Source organism: Stappia sp. (assembly GCF_048268045.1).
GTDB lineage: Bacteria > Pseudomonadota > Alphaproteobacteria > Rhizobiales > Stappiaceae > Stappia.
On the sequence record NZ_JBLWWG010000001.1, the window covers coordinates 317,568 to 332,870 of the forward strand.

16 protein-coding genes and 1 pseudogene are annotated in these 15,303 nt (G+C 65.6%); 12 read left to right on the forward strand and 5 right to left on the reverse strand.

Going from position 1 to position 15,303, the window contains the following annotated elements:
* Position 1: 1 nt before the first annotated feature.
* Complete coding sequence (locus tag ACN0WF_RS01450) at positions 2-862, reverse strand: rhodanese-related sulfurtransferase (protein ID WP_417770988.1); 861 nt, start codon at positions 860-862, stop codon at positions 2-4.
* Positions 863-1,006: 144 nt separating this feature from the next.
* On the opposite strand from ACN0WF_RS01450, the gene ACN0WF_RS01455 reads away from it, so the two are divergent.
* Positions 1,007-1,921, forward strand: a complete 915-nt coding sequence (locus ACN0WF_RS01455) for a PhzF family phenazine biosynthesis protein (RefSeq protein WP_417770989.1) — start codon at positions 1,007-1,009, stop codon at positions 1,919-1,921.
* Between the two features lie 62 nt (positions 1,922-1,983).
* Here the strand turns inward: ACN0WF_RS01455 and ACN0WF_RS01460 are convergent.
* From ACN0WF_RS01460 to ACN0WF_RS01470, 3 genes and pseudogenes are all read right to left on the reverse strand, one after another.
* Positions 1,984-2,325: pseudogene (locus ACN0WF_RS01460) on the reverse strand (ribbon-helix-helix domain-containing protein); the annotation flags it as partial.
* 132 nt (positions 2,326-2,457) lie between these two features.
* Positions 2,458-3,027: a DJ-1/PfpI family protein gene (locus ACN0WF_RS01465; RefSeq protein WP_417770990.1), complete on the reverse strand. Its 570-nt coding sequence runs from the start codon at positions 3,025-3,027 to the stop codon at positions 2,458-2,460.
* A 155-nt stretch (positions 3,028-3,182) separates the two neighbouring features.
* Entirely contained in the window at positions 3,183-3,953 is a 771-nt protein-coding gene (locus ACN0WF_RS01470; RefSeq protein WP_417770991.1) for a matrixin family metalloprotease, read from the reverse strand.
* 576 nt (positions 3,954-4,529) lie between these two features.
* Here ACN0WF_RS01470 and ACN0WF_RS01475 point away from each other — a divergent pair.
* The 11 genes from ACN0WF_RS01475 (at position 4,530) to ACN0WF_RS01525 (ending at position 14,280) form a co-directional block, all read left to right on the forward strand.
* On the forward strand, positions 4,530-5,198 hold the full coding sequence (locus ACN0WF_RS01475; RefSeq protein WP_417770992.1) for a TetR/AcrR family transcriptional regulator C-terminal domain-containing protein: 669 nt from the start codon (positions 4,530-4,532) through the stop codon (positions 5,196-5,198).
* Between the two features lie 65 nt (positions 5,199-5,263).
* Positions 5,264-6,283: a ketol-acid reductoisomerase gene (gene ilvC, locus ACN0WF_RS01480; RefSeq protein WP_417770993.1), complete on the forward strand. Its 1,020-nt coding sequence runs from the start codon at positions 5,264-5,266 to the stop codon at positions 6,281-6,283.
* A gap of 136 nt (positions 6,284-6,419) precedes the next feature.
* Entirely contained in the window at positions 6,420-6,953 is a 534-nt protein-coding gene (locus tag ACN0WF_RS01485; protein WP_417770994.1) for a dihydrofolate reductase, read from the forward strand.
* A 154-nt stretch (positions 6,954-7,107) separates the two neighbouring features.
* The gene (locus ACN0WF_RS01490) at positions 7,108-8,217 is read left to right on the forward strand and encodes an S-(hydroxymethyl)glutathione dehydrogenase/class III alcohol dehydrogenase (protein ID WP_417771208.1); all 1,110 of its coding nucleotides are present in this window, start codon (positions 7,108-7,110) and stop codon (positions 8,215-8,217) included.
* Between the two features lie 71 nt (positions 8,218-8,288).
* Positions 8,289-8,711, forward strand: coding sequence for a helix-turn-helix domain-containing protein (locus tag ACN0WF_RS01495; RefSeq protein ID WP_417770995.1), 423 nt, complete (start codon positions 8,289-8,291; stop codon positions 8,709-8,711).
* 44 nt (positions 8,712-8,755) lie between these two features.
* Entirely contained in the window at positions 8,756-9,244 is a 489-nt protein-coding gene (locus ACN0WF_RS01500) for a GNAT family N-acetyltransferase (protein ID WP_417770996.1), read from the forward strand.
* The gene (gene fghA / locus ACN0WF_RS01505) at positions 9,241-10,083 is read left to right on the forward strand and encodes an S-formylglutathione hydrolase (RefSeq protein ID WP_417770997.1); all 843 of its coding nucleotides are present in this window, start codon (positions 9,241-9,243) and stop codon (positions 10,081-10,083) included. The genes ACN0WF_RS01500 and fghA overlap by 4 nt, the downstream gene beginning before the upstream one ends.
* Before the next feature lie 240 nt (positions 10,084-10,323).
* On the forward strand, positions 10,324-11,508 hold the full coding sequence (hflK, locus tag ACN0WF_RS01510; RefSeq protein ID WP_417770998.1) for an FtsH protease activity modulator HflK: 1,185 nt from the start codon (positions 10,324-10,326) through the stop codon (positions 11,506-11,508).
* Positions 11,508-12,419 carry a protease modulator HflC gene (gene hflC / locus ACN0WF_RS01515; protein WP_417770999.1) on the forward strand — a complete coding sequence of 304 codons (912 nt, stop codon included), beginning with the start codon at positions 11,508-11,510 and terminating at the stop codon, positions 12,417-12,419. Before hflK ends, hflC begins: the two co-directional genes overlap by 1 nt.
* Complete coding sequence (locus ACN0WF_RS01520) at positions 12,416-12,601, forward strand: DUF2065 domain-containing protein (protein ID WP_417771000.1); 186 nt, start codon at positions 12,416-12,418, stop codon at positions 12,599-12,601. The genes hflC and ACN0WF_RS01520 overlap by 4 nt, the downstream gene beginning before the upstream one ends.
* Before the next feature lie 167 nt (positions 12,602-12,768).
* The gene (locus ACN0WF_RS01525) at positions 12,769-14,280 is read left to right on the forward strand and encodes a DegQ family serine endoprotease (protein WP_417771001.1); all 1,512 of its coding nucleotides are present in this window, start codon (positions 12,769-12,771) and stop codon (positions 14,278-14,280) included.
* 98 nt (positions 14,281-14,378) lie between these two features.
* Here ACN0WF_RS01525 and serB read toward each other — a convergent pair whose 3' ends face one another.
* Positions 14,379-15,290, reverse strand: a complete 912-nt coding sequence (gene serB, locus ACN0WF_RS01530; protein ID WP_417771002.1) for a phosphoserine phosphatase SerB — start codon at positions 15,288-15,290, stop codon at positions 14,379-14,381.
* Positions 15,291-15,303 lie beyond the last annotated feature (13 nt).

Below are 15,303 nucleotides of genomic sequence, written 5' to 3' on the forward strand. Positions count from 1 at the left end.
CCTATTTCGCCGCGTCGCGGTCCACCACGTCCTTCGGCAGAACCTCATGCGCTTCGGGCGGCGCGTCCCGGCCCCAGGTCGGCGAAAGTTCGTGATCGACCGCGACCCGCTCGTCGAACACGAAACAATCTCCCTTCCAGAGGCTTTCCTCCCGAGGCACCTTCTCGAGATAGTTCAGGATGCCGCCATCGAGGTGATAGACCTCGTCGAACCCCTCGCGCAGCATGAGCGCCGTCGCCTTTTCGCACCGGATGCCGCCGGTGCAGAACATGGCAAGCTTGCGGGCGCGGCCCTTCTCCCGCTCGCCGCGCACCCACTCCGGGAAGGCGCGGAATGTGCGGGTCTGCGGAGAGACGGCCCGTTCGAAGGTTCCAAAGGCGATCTCGTAGTCGTTGCGCGTGTCGATCACCGTCACGTCGGGATCGCTGATCAGCGCGTTCCAGTCCTCGGGCGAGACATAGTTTCCGACCGTCCGCCGGGGATCTATCCCCTCGACGCCAAGACTGACGATCTCACGCTTGAGGCGCACCTTGAGCCGGCGAAAAGGCATCTTCTCGGCGAAGGACGCCTTGTCGGAGAGATCTGCAAGACGCGGGTCGGCACGCAGGTGAGCAAGGACGCGCGCAACGCCCGGCGCGTCGCCGGCGATGGTGCCATTTACCCCCTCGCCAGCAAGCAGGATCGACCCGCGCACGCCGGCTTCTTGCGCAACAGCAAGCAGAGGCGCGCGCAACGCCTCGAAATCCTCAAGCGGAGCAAAGAGATAGAACGCGGAAACGCGAACGGGAGCTTCTGGCGACTGTGACATGGGCGGCAAACTGCCATGAGGACAGGGCTTCGGCAAGATCCTCTGCTCCGTCACGCCGGCACCGAGCCGAGTGGGCCATTAACGCTAGCGACGCTGCAGCTGCCTGCACCCGCTGGCAATGGCGCGCCCGCCATGCCAAAGTCTGGCCGGATCAAATCCAGCACGCACTGCTCTCGCGGCCAGCCAGGGAACGACACGATGGCACGACGTTATTTCGTACTCGACGTCTTTACCAATCAGGCGCTTGCAGGCAATCCGCTTGCAGTCGTCATGGACGCCGAGGGACTGTCAGACCAGCGCATGCAGGCGATCGCGAGCGAGTTCAACCTGTCGGAAACAGTGTTTGTTCTGCCCCCGCAAAACCCGGCCCATTCCGCGAAGTTGCGCATCTTCACGCCCGCCAAGGAGCTCCCCTTCGCCGGTCACCCGACTGTCGGAACGGCCATCTTGATGGCGATGGAGCGTTTCGGCGAAATCGACGCCGACCAGAACGCCATGGTCATCCTCGAGGAAGGCGTCGGCAACGTGCGCTGCGGCGTGGTTCTGAAGCCGAATGCGGCGGGCTTCGCCGAGTTCGACGTGCCCAGGCTTCCCCGCCCGGCTGACCCGCTCGCCGACAGGGACATCATCGCCGCCGCGCTCTCGTTGGAGCCAAACGAAATCGGCTTCGAGAACCACCGGCCCTGCTCCTACGATGCAGGCGTGCCCTTTGCCTTCGTTCCGGTGGCCAATCTGGCCGCACTTTCTCGGGCCCGCCCGCGCAACGCCAATTGGGACGAGGCTTTCGGCGGACTCGGATCGGGGGCCGCCGCCTATGTCTACTGCCGTCAGACGGCGGCGAGCGGAAGTACCTTTTCCGCGCGCATGTTCGCCCCGGCCATGGGCATCGTCGAGGACCCGGCGACGGGCTCCGCGGCGGCTGCCTTCGCCGGCGTCGTCCGCCACTTCGACAAGCCCACCGATGGCACTCACAATCTGCGCATCGAACAGGGCGTGGACATGGGGCGTCCCTCGATGATCGATCTTGAGATCGACATCCAGGCCGGAGCCCTCAAGGCGGCCCGGATCGGTGGCCAGGCCGTCATCATTGCCAAGGGCGAGCTGCTTATCTAGCGCGAGGCGATGCGCGCCACGGCGGCGCCGCCACTCACCCGCCGGGGCAGCGGATGCGAGAGGCGGGCGCGCTCCTTGTCGAGGATGCGCGCGCTGTCGAGCGTCGAGATCGGCGTCGAGACATCCGCGGGAATGTCGCCGCTGAGCTGCAGCGCCAGATAGCGGCCGCAGCACACGCGCAGGAACGACGCGAAGTTCCCGAGATCGTGGCCAGCCTCGATGGATTCGTGATGCAGCCGCGTGATGAGTTGCACGAGGTTCATCCCGTCACGCTCTGCGATTTCCTCCAGAATGCTCCAGAAAAACGTCTCAAGCCGGACACTGGTCACCATCCGGTCGATCCTGAGCGACCGGGTCGTGCTCTCCCAAAGCCCCGGATCCGCCTCGATAAAGAGCTTGCACATACCGCCTCCTCCCTGTCCGTCGGGCTCATGCCTTGCGCCCGTCGCCTGCCGCGCGGCCGGGCCAACCTGCCCCATCGGGAGGCAGGTTGGCCCGGCCGTCGCTTGAAATCAATCAAGGGCGCCAGCGGCCCGTCAAACGGCAAGCACCGCTATGAACTGCGAGAGCCAGGCGGGATGCGCCGGCCAGGCGGGCGCAGTGACAAGCTTGCCGTCCGTCACCGCGCCGTCGATCGCGATATCCGCATAATGCCCCCCTGCGAGTTCCACCTCGGGCCGGCAGGCGGGATAGGCCGACACCGTCCGCCCCTCGATGACACGCGCGGCCGCCAGGATCTGAGCCCCGTGACAGATGGCGGCAACCGGCTTGTCCGCTTCGAAGAAATGCTTCACCGCCGCGATGACGGCAGTGTCGAGTCGCAGATATTCCGGCGCCCGCCCGCCCGGAACGACAAGCGCGTCATAGTCGGCCGGATCGATCTCGGAGAATGTCGCGTTGAGCGTGAAATTGTGCCCGCGCTTCTCGCTGTAGGTCTGGTCGCCCTCGAAATCGTGGATCGAGGTCGCCACGGTGTCACCGGCCTTCTTGCCCGGGCAAACCGCATGCACGTCGTGCCCAAGCGCCAGCAATGCCTGGAACGGGACCATCGTCTCGTAATCCTCGGTGAAGTCACCGGTGATCATCAGGATCTTCTTCTTGCTCATCGCATCCTCCCGAATGTGAACTGGAACGGGGAGGAGGCTAGCAATCCGCGTGCGGCAACGGGTATTAGGCCGGTACTACAAGAGGGCCCAATTCACCCGAGGCACGGCCGCGCGAGACCAGCGGAGCCGATGGCACACCGATGGCTTTCGCGCTGTTAGCCAGGGCGGCCATAGAGCCATTGAACGCCCTCGATGTCGCCAGGCTGCAGGGTCTGGAAGGTTTCCCCATACCTGAAATGCATGATCGACTGACGCCGAACGTAATGGTCGAGACCGATCGCATGCCCGATCTCATGGGCGAAAGTGTATCTGAGATCATAGACGCCGAGGTCGCCGTCGAAGCCGATCTTCCACCTGTGCGCGGGGTTGAGGCAGATGGCGGACTGCGTGATCCGGGAGACCCGTGGGCCACCGGCGGCGCGTTTCTCGCTTGTCACGTCGGATGCGGATCCCGCCTTGCCAAGACCTCGGTCACTGCCCGCCGCCACCCCTGGCAGGCCAGTGACCTGCCTTGCGTGCTGGACATTGGTGAAGGCATAGCCGCGCGGCGATGACTGGGAGCCGATGACAATGTTCGCCTCACCGACGGAGCCGACCTCCTGGAAGGAAATCCCGCTCGCCTCCTCCCAGAGCCGGAAGGCGGCGACGGCCTCGCCGCGAATGTCGGCAAGATCGAGCCTGCTCTCGCGGGCGACACGCTCAAGACTGTCCATCGCCCGGCAGTTGCGGGCGCTCGTGTTGTCGAGAGGGCCACGGGCAAAGGCATAGGTCACGCGTGCCGGAACCCCGAGCCTGGGCGCCCCCCACTTCACGACATGTCCATCCAGCTTGAGGGGATTGAAGCCCTTGGCATCGGCCGCATGCGCCGGGGCCGCCGCACCGATGGCGAGGCTGAGTAGCAAGAGAAGGGGAGTGATTTTCGCCACGCCTGAACTTGTCCACTCTTTGAGGTCGCCGACAAGCGCACGGCCTTGCGGGCGCCTTTGACGGCCGGTTGCCCTGAACGTCGAGAGAGCCACCCGGTTCACGCGGATGCCCGCCACCCTCGGCACGTAAAGAAAGCGTGGTGCATCGTGGTTAACAAACCGCTACCGACCATCATCTGCGTCGCAGCCTCGGTATATTCGGTAAATCCCCGACAGATGTGACAAGGCCTTTTTCCTGACGGGACAAACAGGCATCTGGGCAAGGCCTATCAGGGAGCGATTCTCCTTTCCCATTTCCTTACGGAAGAGATCAGGAGATGCGGTGCAAGTGTGGGCCTCCGCGGGCGGTTTCAGCGCCCTGGCAACATGCGCGCAACGCGCCTTCCCGCCTCCGATCCGCCATTCGCACCTGCCACTTTCCCCCTTGACCGTCCTCAGGCCCGATGCGATAAATGCCGCCGAACCGTACCGTACGGTACCAATCCAGCGAGATCTGCAAGAACCAGGGCCCCGCGCCCTGAAACGTCGGTCTTGGCGGCCTTTCCGCCCTCCTCCGACGCAGCCACCCGGACCGGAATGTCGAGCATGCCTCCCCTCACCGAAAGCGACTTCACGCCGCGCCAGAACGAGGTCCTCGCCTCGGCGCTGCGGCTTGTCGTAGACGGTGGCGAGAAGGCGCTGACGACGGCGGCGCTGGCACGGGCGGCCAATTGTTCCAAGGAAAGCCTCTACCGCTGGTTCGGCGACCGCGACGGCCTGCTGGCGGCCATCGTCGGCCACCAGGCGGCAAAGGTGCGGGTGCCAAGCGAACGGGCGGGCGAACTGAGTGCGGGCGAATTCCGCGATCGGCTTGTCACCTTCGCCGAGGACCTGCTGACTGTGCTTGCCGGCGACACGTCGCTGGCGCTCAACAGGCTGGCAACCGCCCATGCGAGCCGCGACGGCGCACCGCTCGGCCGCCTTCTGCTGGAGCGCGGCCGCGAGCGCATCGCCACGAGGGCCCGGGTGCTGCTGGAAGCGGGCGCGGCGCAGGGGCACATCGCCTGCGACGATTCGACCGATGCCTATCGCACGCTCTACGGGCTCATCCTGCGCGACAGCCATGGGCGCTGGCTTCTCGGCGAGGAGCCCGGCGTCGCCGAACCGGATTTCGCGGAACGGGCGCGGCGCGCCGTCGACCAGTTCCTCACCCTTCACCACCCTGCCGGGGACAGCCACGAAACAGGCTGCGCCCGGCAATCCTGACCCCGGCCGCGCGGCGGGACATGCCGCCGGCCAAGAAGCGAAAACGCAAACGGGAGACTGCTGAAATGCGCGTTTACTACGATCGCGATGCCGACCTGAACCTGCTGAAGTCCAAGAAGGTCGCCATCATCGGCTACGGCAGCCAGGGCCGCGCCCATGCTCTGAACCTCAAGGATTCCGGCGTCACCGAGGTTGTGGTCGCCCTGCGTCCGGGTTCCTCCACCGCCAAGAAGGTCGAGGCCGATGGCCTCAAGGTCATGAGTGTCGCGGATGCCGCCGGCTGGGCCGACCTGATGATGATGGCCACCCCGGACGAACTCCAGGCCGACATCTACAACGATCACATCGCAGCCAACATCCGTGACGGCGCCGCGATCGCCTTCGCTCATGGCCTCAACGTCCACTTCGGCCTGATCGAGGCGAAGCCGACCGTCGACGTCATCATGATCGCGCCGAAGGGCCCGGGCCACACGGTGCGCGGCGAATACGAGCGCGGCGGTGGCGTTCCCTGCCTCGTGGCGGTCCATCACGACGCTTCCGGCAACGCCCTCGACATCGCCCTCTCCTATGCTTCCGGCGTTGGCGGCGGCCGTTCGGGCATCATCGAGACGACCTTCAAGGAAGAGTGCGAGACGGACCTCTTCGGCGAGCAGGCCGTGCTTTGCGGCGGCCTCGTCGAGCTCATCCGCGCCGGTTTCGAGACGCTGGTCGAGGCTGGCTACGCTCCCGAGATGGCCTACTTCGAGTGCCTGCACGAAGTGAAGCTCATCGTCGACCTCATCTACGAGGGCGGCATCGCCAACATGAACTACTCCATCTCCAACACTGCCGAGTGGGGTGAGTACATGTCCGGTCCGCGCGTCGTGACGCCGCAGACCAAGGCCGCGATGAAGGACATCCTGACGGACATCCAGTCCGGTAAGTTCACTTCCGAGTGGATGCAGGAATGCAAGGCCGGCCAGGCCCGCTTCAAGGCGACCCGCCGCCTCAACGATGCTCACCAGATCGAGGAAGTCGGCGAGAAGCTGCGCGGCATGATGCCGTGGATCAAGAAGGGCGCGCTCGTCGACAAGGAGCGCAACTAAGCCCTAGGGGCCCTTGCCTCCCGGTTTTTCCGGGTTATCGACAGATGGAAACGGCCCGCCCCGCGCGGGCCGTTTTCATTTCGCCCCATGGGCGCTACTAGAGGTGCCAGATCGGAAGGCCGGAGCCGGAGCCCCCATGACGTCAGCCAACACGCCGCAAATCGTGCTTGTCGCCGCAGCGGCAGAAAACGGGGTGATCGGCGCTGTCGGCGACATGCCCTGGCGGCTCTCCAGCGACCTGAAGCGCTTCAAGCGCCTGACGAGCGGACATCCGGTGGTCATGGGTCGCAAGACGTTCGCCTCCATCGGCCGCCCGCTTCCCGGGCGCACGAACATCGTCATCACCCGCGATCCCGGATTTGCCCACGAGGGCCTGCGTGTCGTGGCGACCCCCGCCGAGGGACTGGCCCTTGCCGGCGAGATCGCGCGGGCCGACGGGGTCGATGCGATCATGGTGATCGGCGGCGGCCAGATCTACGCCGCGACCATCGGTCGCGCCGACCGCCTCGAGATCACCCGTGTCCATGCGACACCCGAAGGCGACACGCGCTTTCCCGACATAGACCCTGCCATCTGGCGGGAAACCGCACGAGAGACACCCCAACGCGGCCCGAAGGACAGCGCCGAGGTGACCTTCCTCACCTATATTCGACGCGACAACAGTGCCTGACCCCGGGCATCGGCTCCCTCACGCTGTCGCACAATCGACCTTTCGCGTCGTCTCCGCCCTTTCGCCCGCCGCTATCCTTTCCTAGGATCGGGTCAAAGGGATCGTGCCGGAACCGCGCGCCCGCAAGCTCAACACGCTCGAAGGAATGCTTCTCATGGATGTACGCGCCGCAGTGGCCCACAAGGCCGGCCAGCCCCTCACGATCGAAACCGTGCAACTTGAGGGACCCAAGGCCTTCGAGGTGCTGGTTGAGATCAAGGCGACGGGAGTCTGTCACACGGACGCTTTCACCCTTTCCGGCGACGACCCGGAAGGCATCTTCCCCGCAATTCTCGGCCATGAGGGTGCCGGCATCGTCCGCGAGGTCGGCAAGGGCGTCACCTCGCTGAAGCCGGGCGACCATGTGATTCCGCTCTACACACCCGAGTGCCGCGAGTGCGAATACTGCCTCAACCCGAAGACCAACCTGTGCCAGAAGATCCGCGCCACCCAGGGTGCCGGCGTGATGCCGGACGGCTCCTCGCGCTTCTCCGTCGGCGGCGAGAAGGTGTTCCACTACATGGGCACTTCGACCTTCGCCAACTTTACGGTCGTGCCGGAGATCGCGCTCGCCAAGGTGCGTGAGGACGCCCCCTTCGACAAGATCTGCTACATCGGCTGCGGCGTCACCACCGGCATCGGTGCCGTGATCAACACGGCCAAGGTGGAGCCCGGCTCCAACGTCATCGTCTTCGGCCTCGGCGGTATCGGCCTCAACGTCATCCAGGGTGCCCGCCTCGTCGGCGCCAACATGATCGTCGGTGTCGACATCAACCCGGCCAAGAAGGAAATAGCCGAGCGGTACGGCATGACCCACTTCGTCAATCCCAACGAGGTCGAGGGTGATCTGGTCCCCTATCTGGTCGATCTGACCAAGGGCGGCGCCGACTATTCCTTCGAATGCATTGGCCGGCCGGCGACCATGCGCCAGGCGCTGGAATGCGCTCACAAGGGCTGGGGCGAATCCATCATCATCGGCGTTGCCGGCGCGGGACAGGAAATCTCCACCCGCCCGTTCCAGCTCGTGACCGGCCGCTCCTGGCGTGGCTCCGCCTTTGGCGGCGCGCGCGGCCGCACGGATGTGCCGAAGATCGTCGACTGGTACATGGACGGCAAGATCGATATCGACAGCATGATCACCCACACCATGCCGCTCGAAAAGATCAACGAGGCCTTTGACCTCATGCATGAGGGCAAGTCGATCCGGTCCGTCGTGACCTTCTGACCGCCTTGCCTCAACGGCGCGCCGGCATCGGCGCGCCGTCACCGGGAGAAGCAAAAAGAGGGAGCGACGCGATGACAACGGAACGCAGCATGTGGTCGGATGCCCGTGATCGGGACACGATCGGCGGCAGGATCCGACGCGCCCGCGAGGCTGCAGGTCTCAGCGGCGCTCAGCTTGCCCGGCGCATCGGCGTCAAGACGGCCACCGTCACCGGCTGGGAGGCCGGCCGTTCGGAGCCGCGCGCCAACCGGCTGACCATGCTGGCCGGCTTTCTCGGCATCAGTCCCACCTGGTTGCTCTATGGCGTCGGCGACGCGCCTGTCGACAGCCCTCTGTCGAGCGAGCTGGCGGTCATCGCCGCGAGCATAAAGTCGCTCAAGGAAACCCACGAGCGAACCGGCGAGGCACTCGAACGCCTCGAGGAACAGATCGCCGCCCTGTCCCGCATTGCCGGCGACGAACCGGCCCATGGCGAGGCTCCAGGCAAGGCATGATTCGCGCCGCAAAGCCCCCCGCCAGCCCTCGGGGACGAGGCCCCTTGCGGGCGACCTGGGCGGACTTCCACGAGCTCTCGCCGGAGCGGCTCTATGCCGTGCTGCGACTGCGCGTCGACGTCTTCGTCGTCGAGCAGGCCTGCCCCTATCCGGAAATCGACGGGCGCGATCCCGACGCCAGCCATCTCCTGCTTGAGGACGCAGGGACAGGCCGGCTCGCCGCCTATCTTCGTGTCTTCGCACCGACGCCGCCACCGGGCGGCGACGGCGCCGCCCATATCGGACGCATCGTCACCGCGCCGGACTGGCGCGGCGCCGGGCTCGGCTCCGCGCTGGTGCGCATGGCACTTGCCGAGATCGCCCTGAACCATCCCGGAACCGCTTCCGTCCTCGCCGCGCAGGCCCATCTTTCCGGCTTCTATGCAAGCCTCGGGTTTTCCCCGATCAGTGCGGAATATCTCGAGGACGGCATCCCCCACATCGACATGCGCCGTCCCGCCACGGCGGAACTGCTGGAGAACCAGACCCAATGACGCTAGACACCCTCTCGACCGCGCGCGCCTTCGGTGGCGAGCAGCGCGTGTACCGCCATGCCTCGACCGCGACCGGCACCGACATGGAATTCGCTGTCTTCCTGCCGGCGGAGGCCCTGCGCGGCGAGGCCTGCCCGACCCTTTTCTACCTCTCCGGCCTGACCTGCACCTGGGAGAACGCGACCAGCAAGGCAGGGTACCAGCGTCTGGCGGCGCTTCACGGCATGATCGTCGTCGCCCCCGACACCAGCCCGCGCGGCGACACCGTCGCCGACGACGAGGCCTATGACCTGGGCAAGGGCGCGGGTTTCTATGTCGATGCGACGCAGGCCCCCTGGGCACCCAATTTCAACATGGAAACCTATGTCGCCGAGGAGCTTTTCGATCTGGTCACCGCCGAGTTTCCCGTTTGGGAAGGTGCGGTCGGAATCACCGGCCACTCGATGGGCGGTCATGGCGCGCTGACGCTGGCCATGCGTCACCCGGACCGTTTCCGATCGGTCTCGGCCTTCGCGCCGATCGCCAATCCCGCAGCCTGCCCCTGGGGAGAGAAGGCGTTTTCGGCATATCTCGGGGAGAATCGCGAGGACTGGCGCGAGCACGATGCATGTGAGCTGCTGCGCACGCGCGGCTGGAGCGGGGACATTCTTGTGGACCAGGGCGGCAGCGACGGCTTCCTTGCCGAGCAGTTGCATCCATACGCGCTCGACGAGGCCTGCCGGCAGGCGGGCGTCGAGCTGACCCTTCGGATACAGGGGGGGTACGACCATTCCTACAACTTCATCGCCACGTTCCTGGAAGACCATTTCGCATGGCATTCCGAGCGGTTGACGGGCTGAAGCCCGACCGAACGGCGGCCGATTGGCGGTGCTCTCGACTTTTTCAAGCCCGAAGCGGCCGCAAACCACTTCGAGAGATTGAAAACAAAGGACTGAATCGCCAATTCCCTCTCGGGAGGCGCGACGATGGGCTTCATTGAAAGGCCCTGCTAATCTTCCTATAACCTCGCCAGGATCTATTGGCGCAATCGAATGCAACGACCCCGGCCGCGTGGCCTGGGCCAAACGAAGGATGTCTTGATGCCTTGGAGCAACCAGAATGGCGGTGGCTGGAAAGGCGGCGGGAGCGGCGGCCCCTGGGGGGGCGGTGGTTCCGGCGGCGGCGGCCCCTGGGGCGGTGGCCCGCAGCGCGGCGGTGGCGGCGGTGGCGGCGGCAATTCTCCTGATCTGGAAGATCTCCTGAAGCGCGGTCAGGACACCCTGCGAACCGTTCTTCCCGGCGGCGGCAACATGGGCGCGAAGGGCATTATCCTTGCCGTGCTTATTGCCGGTGCCGTGTGGCTTGCGACGGGCTTCTACCGGGTCGACCAGGGCCAGGTCGGTGTCGAGCTGGTCTTTGGCAAGGTGGTCAACCAGACCAAGCCGGGCCTCAATTACAACTGGCCCTATCCTGTCGGCACTGTCTTCACGCCGGACGTCCAGCGCATCCGCGAGGTCTCCATCGGCATGCGCGAAACGGTGCGCGGCAGCCAGGTGGCCAAGCAGGACGTGGCCGAGGAAAGCCTGATGCTGACCGGCGACGAGAACATCGTCGACGTCGACTTCAAGGTGCAGTGGCGCATTCTCAACACCCGCGAGGGTGTCTCCAACTACCTGTTCAACATCCAGAATCCCGAAGGCACCGTGAAGGCTGTCGCCGAGAGCTCGATGCGTGAGGTCGTTGGCGAGAACAACATCGATTCCGTCCTTGCCGAGAACAAGCAGCAGGTCCAGGGCTCCGTGATGGAGCTGATGCAGACCTCGCTCAACCGCTACGGCGCGGGCGTCGAAGTAACCGACGTGCAGATGCAGAAGGTCGATCCTCCGCAGCAGGTCATCGAGGCCTTCCGCGACGTCCAGGCGGCGCGCGCCGACCAGGAGCGCATCCAGAACGAGGCGCAGGCCTATGCCAACCGCGTCGTGCCGGAAGCGCGCGGCGAGGCAGCACGCATCCTCGAGGCCGCGAACGCCTATCGCGAGCAGACGGTCGCCGAGGCAAACGGTCAGGCCCAGCGTTTCACCAAGGTTCTCGAGGAATACGAGAAGGCTCCCGACGTGACCCGCCAGCGCCTCTATCTGGAGACGCTTGAGAAGGTGCTCGGCGCCAACAACAAGATCATCATCGACGACAAGGTCGGTGGTGGCGACGGTGGCGTGGTGCCCTATCTGCCGCTCGACCAGCTCAACCGCAACCAGGGCTCGGCCCGTACCGGAGGCAACCAGTGATGAAGAACGGGTTTCTCGGTCTCATCGGCGTCGTCCTCGTCGTCGCGGCCTTCGTCGCCTACATGTCCGTCTACATCGTCAATCCGACCCAGCAGGCGCTCGTCCTGCAGTTTGGTGAGGTGAAGGGCAGCGAGCGCGATCCGGGCCTGAAGTTCAAGATCCCGTTCGTGCAGAACGTGGTCTATTTCGACAAGCGCGTGCTCAACCTGGACATGCCGCCCATCGAGCCGATCCTGTCGGACAAGAAGCGGCTGGTGGCGGACGCCTACGCCCGCTATCGGATCACCAACCCGGTGCTCTTCTTCCAGACGGTCAACAACGTGTCGGAGGCAAACCAGCGCCTGTCGACCTTCATGGATGCCAGCATCCGTTCGGTGCTCGGTCGCTCGACCTTCCTCCATGTGGTGCGGGACAACCGTTCCGAGCTCATGGACGAAATCCGCAAGGGTGTGGCTCTGAAGGCAGCCCCGCTCGGCATCGAGGTCGTGGACGTCAAGATCCGTCGCGCCGACCTGCCGCAGACCAACTCGGAGGCGATTTTCCGTCGCATGCAGACGGAGCGCCAGCGCGAGGCGACCGAGATCCGCGCGCAGGGTTCCGAGCAGGCTCAGCGTATCCGCTCGCGCGCCGAACGTGACGCCACGGTCATCGTCGCCGAGGCCAAGCGCGATTCGGAAGTGATCCGCGGCGATGGCGACGCGGAGCGGAACAGCGTCTTCGCCGAGGCTTTCGGCAAGGATCAGGAGTTCTTCGACTTCTATCGTTCGATGCAGGCCTACGCGGCGGCGCTGAACGAGGGCGGCACCTCGATGGTGCTGTCGCCGAGCTCGGACTTCTTCCGCTACTTCCGTGACCCGCGTGGCGTCGGTCGTCCGACGAACGAGACACCGGTCGCGCCGGTCGCCCAGTGACGGAGCTTCTTGCGGCGCTCGGCCTCGCGCTGGCTTTGGAAGGCACGCTCTATGCGCTCGCCCCCACGGCTCTCAAACGCGCGATGCAGGCGATGCAGGAGCTGCCCGACCAGACGCTCAGGGTCGGCGGCCTCGCCGCCCTGTTCGTCGGTGTGATGATCGTCTGGCTGGCACGCGGCTAGCCGGAGCCCCCAATCAGCCGGCGCGGGAGATTCATTTCTCCCGCGCCGGTTTCGCGTTAGAATCGGGGCAGCCGGACGTATCCGCGTCCCGTGCCCCCGCGATCCTCGCGCGCCGGTCGGATGAACCGCGCGCGGATGGCCCCTTGCCAACTGGAGGACAACGGCCAATGGCCCTGTTGAACATCGCCTCACGTTCCCCCCGAAGCCCGTCGCGGCTCGCACGTCTCGCGGCCGCGGGCACGCTTGCCTGCATGGTCGGTCTCGGCAGCGTCGTAACGCCGCTCTCCCCCGCTCACGCCCAGCCGCCCGAGTCCGTCCCGGACCTGGCCGAGAAGCTGCTTGACGCGGTCGTGAACATCTCCACCGCGCAGAATGTCACGGCACAGCGCTCCGTGCCGCTGCCGCAGGTTCCGGAAGGATCTCCCTTCCAGGAGTTCTTTGACGAATTCTTCAACCGTCAGAACCGCGACAGCGACCGTCCACGGCGGGTGCAATCGCTCGGTTCGGGCTTCGTGCTCGACGGCAAGGAAGGCATCATCGTCACCAACAACCATGTCATCGAGGGCGCTGACGAGATCACGGTGAACTTCACCGATGGCGCAAAGCTCTCTGCCGAGGTGGTGGGCACCGACCCCAAGACGGACATCGCCGTCTTGAAGGTGAAGCCGGAAGCGCCGCTGACCGACGTGTCTTTCGGCGATTCCGAGAAGATGCGCGTCGGCGAGTGGGTGATGGCCATCGGCAACCCGTTCGGCCTGGGCGGAACGGTCACGACCGGCATCGTCTCGGCGCGCAACCGGAACATCAACTCCGGCCCCTATGACAACTACATCCAGACCGACGCCTCCATCAATCGCGGCAACTCCGGCGGCCCGCTGTTCAACCGCGAAGGCCAGGTGATCGGCATCAACACCGCCATCATCTCGCCCTCCGGCGGATCCATCGGCATTGGCTTCGCCATCCCCTCGGAGACGGCGATCCGCGTGGTGGCACAGCTTCGCGAGTATGGCGAAACCCGCCGCGGCTGGCTCGGCGTGCGCATCCAGGAAGTCACCGACGAGATCGCCGAAAGCCTCGGAATGGACCGCGCCCGTGGCGCACTGGTCGCCGGCGTGACCGAGGGCGGTCCGGCCGAGGACGCCAAGATCGAACCCGGCGACGTGGTGATCGGGTTCAACGGCACCGATGTTCCCTCCATGCACGACCTGCCGCGCATGGTCGCGGACACGCCGGTCGGCGAAGAGGTTTCCATCGTCGTCCTGCGCAAGGGTGAGGAAGTGGAACTCAAGGTGACGCTCGGCCGCCTCGAGGAAGCCGACAAGATCGCCGACGCCGAGGATGGCGCGGACGGCAAGCCCGGCGCTGCGGCAAAGGAAACCGAAGTTCTGGGCATGACCCTTGCCCCGGTTTCCGACGAGCTGCGCCAGAAGCACAGCATCGCTGCCGATGTCGCCGGCGTTGTCGTCACCGCCGTTGCCACCGGCTCGCCCGCCGAGGAAAAGCGCATTGCCGCCGGCGACGTCATCGTCGAGGTCGCGCAGGAGAGCGTGTCCACGCCGGCCGACATTTCCGCCCGCCTCAAGGCGCTCAAGGACGAAGGACGGCGGCTTGCCCTGTTCCTCGTCTCCAACGCGCAGGGAGAAGTCCGCTTCATCCCGCTGCCCATCGCGGACGACTGACGTCGGCCTGAGCCAATCTAGCCTTTGCGAACGAAAAAGGGGCGCGACCGCAAGGCCGCGCCCCTTTTGTCTCTTACCGGCCGGTAGCCCCCCGGGCTTCAGCCGCTGACGATGTCGCGCGCCGTGTAGCCTTGGAGGTAGAGCAGCGCCGTCAGATCGCCGTGGTCGATGCGCGCATCGGCAGCCGCCGCCACCGATGGCTTGGCATGAAAGGCGACGCCAAGCCCGGCCAGCTCGATCATCGCAAGATCGTTCGCTCCGTCGCCAACGGCGATCGCATCTGCCGGCACCAGCCCCTTTTCGTCCAGGAGCTGCTGCAGCCGCTCGCGCTTGGCGCTGCGCCCGAGGATCGGCTCACCGACCTTGCCGGTCAGCTTCCCGCCCTCGACAAGAAGCGTGTTGGCCTTGTGCTCGTCCATGCCGAGCGTTGCTGCAATCTCGCTGGTGAAGGAGGTGAAACCGCCCGAAACCAGCGCGCAATAGGCACCATCCGCCTTCATCGTAGCAACGAGTTCGCGGGCACCGGGCGTCAGGGCGATCTGCTCGGCGAGAACCTTTCCGATCACGGCGGCCTCCAGCCCGGCCAGCATTCCGGCGCGCTCGCGCAGAGCGCCCTCGAACTCCAGCTCGCCCCGCATCGCACGTTCGGTGATCGCCGAGATCACCTCCTTCTTGCCAACGGCAGCGGCCAGCTCGTCGATGCACTCCTGCTGAATCAGGGTGGAATCCATGTCCGCGATAAGCAGGCGCTTGCGTCTGGTGGCCCGCTTCTGCACAACGACATCGATGGCGGCATCGCCCAGGCTGGACCGAAGGATCAGCTCGGCCTCGTCGGCGGCCGCGACGTCCGCCTCGAAGACAATGTCGGCCGCGATCCCGGGCGCGAGTGTCTCGGTGTGTGGCGAGGGACAGGACAGGCCAGCCGCGAGGGCGGCGGCGACCCGTTCCACGGTGTCCGCATCGACCTGCGGCGCGAGAGGATTGGAAATCAACGTGGCGACAAGCGACATCGAGACAGGCTTT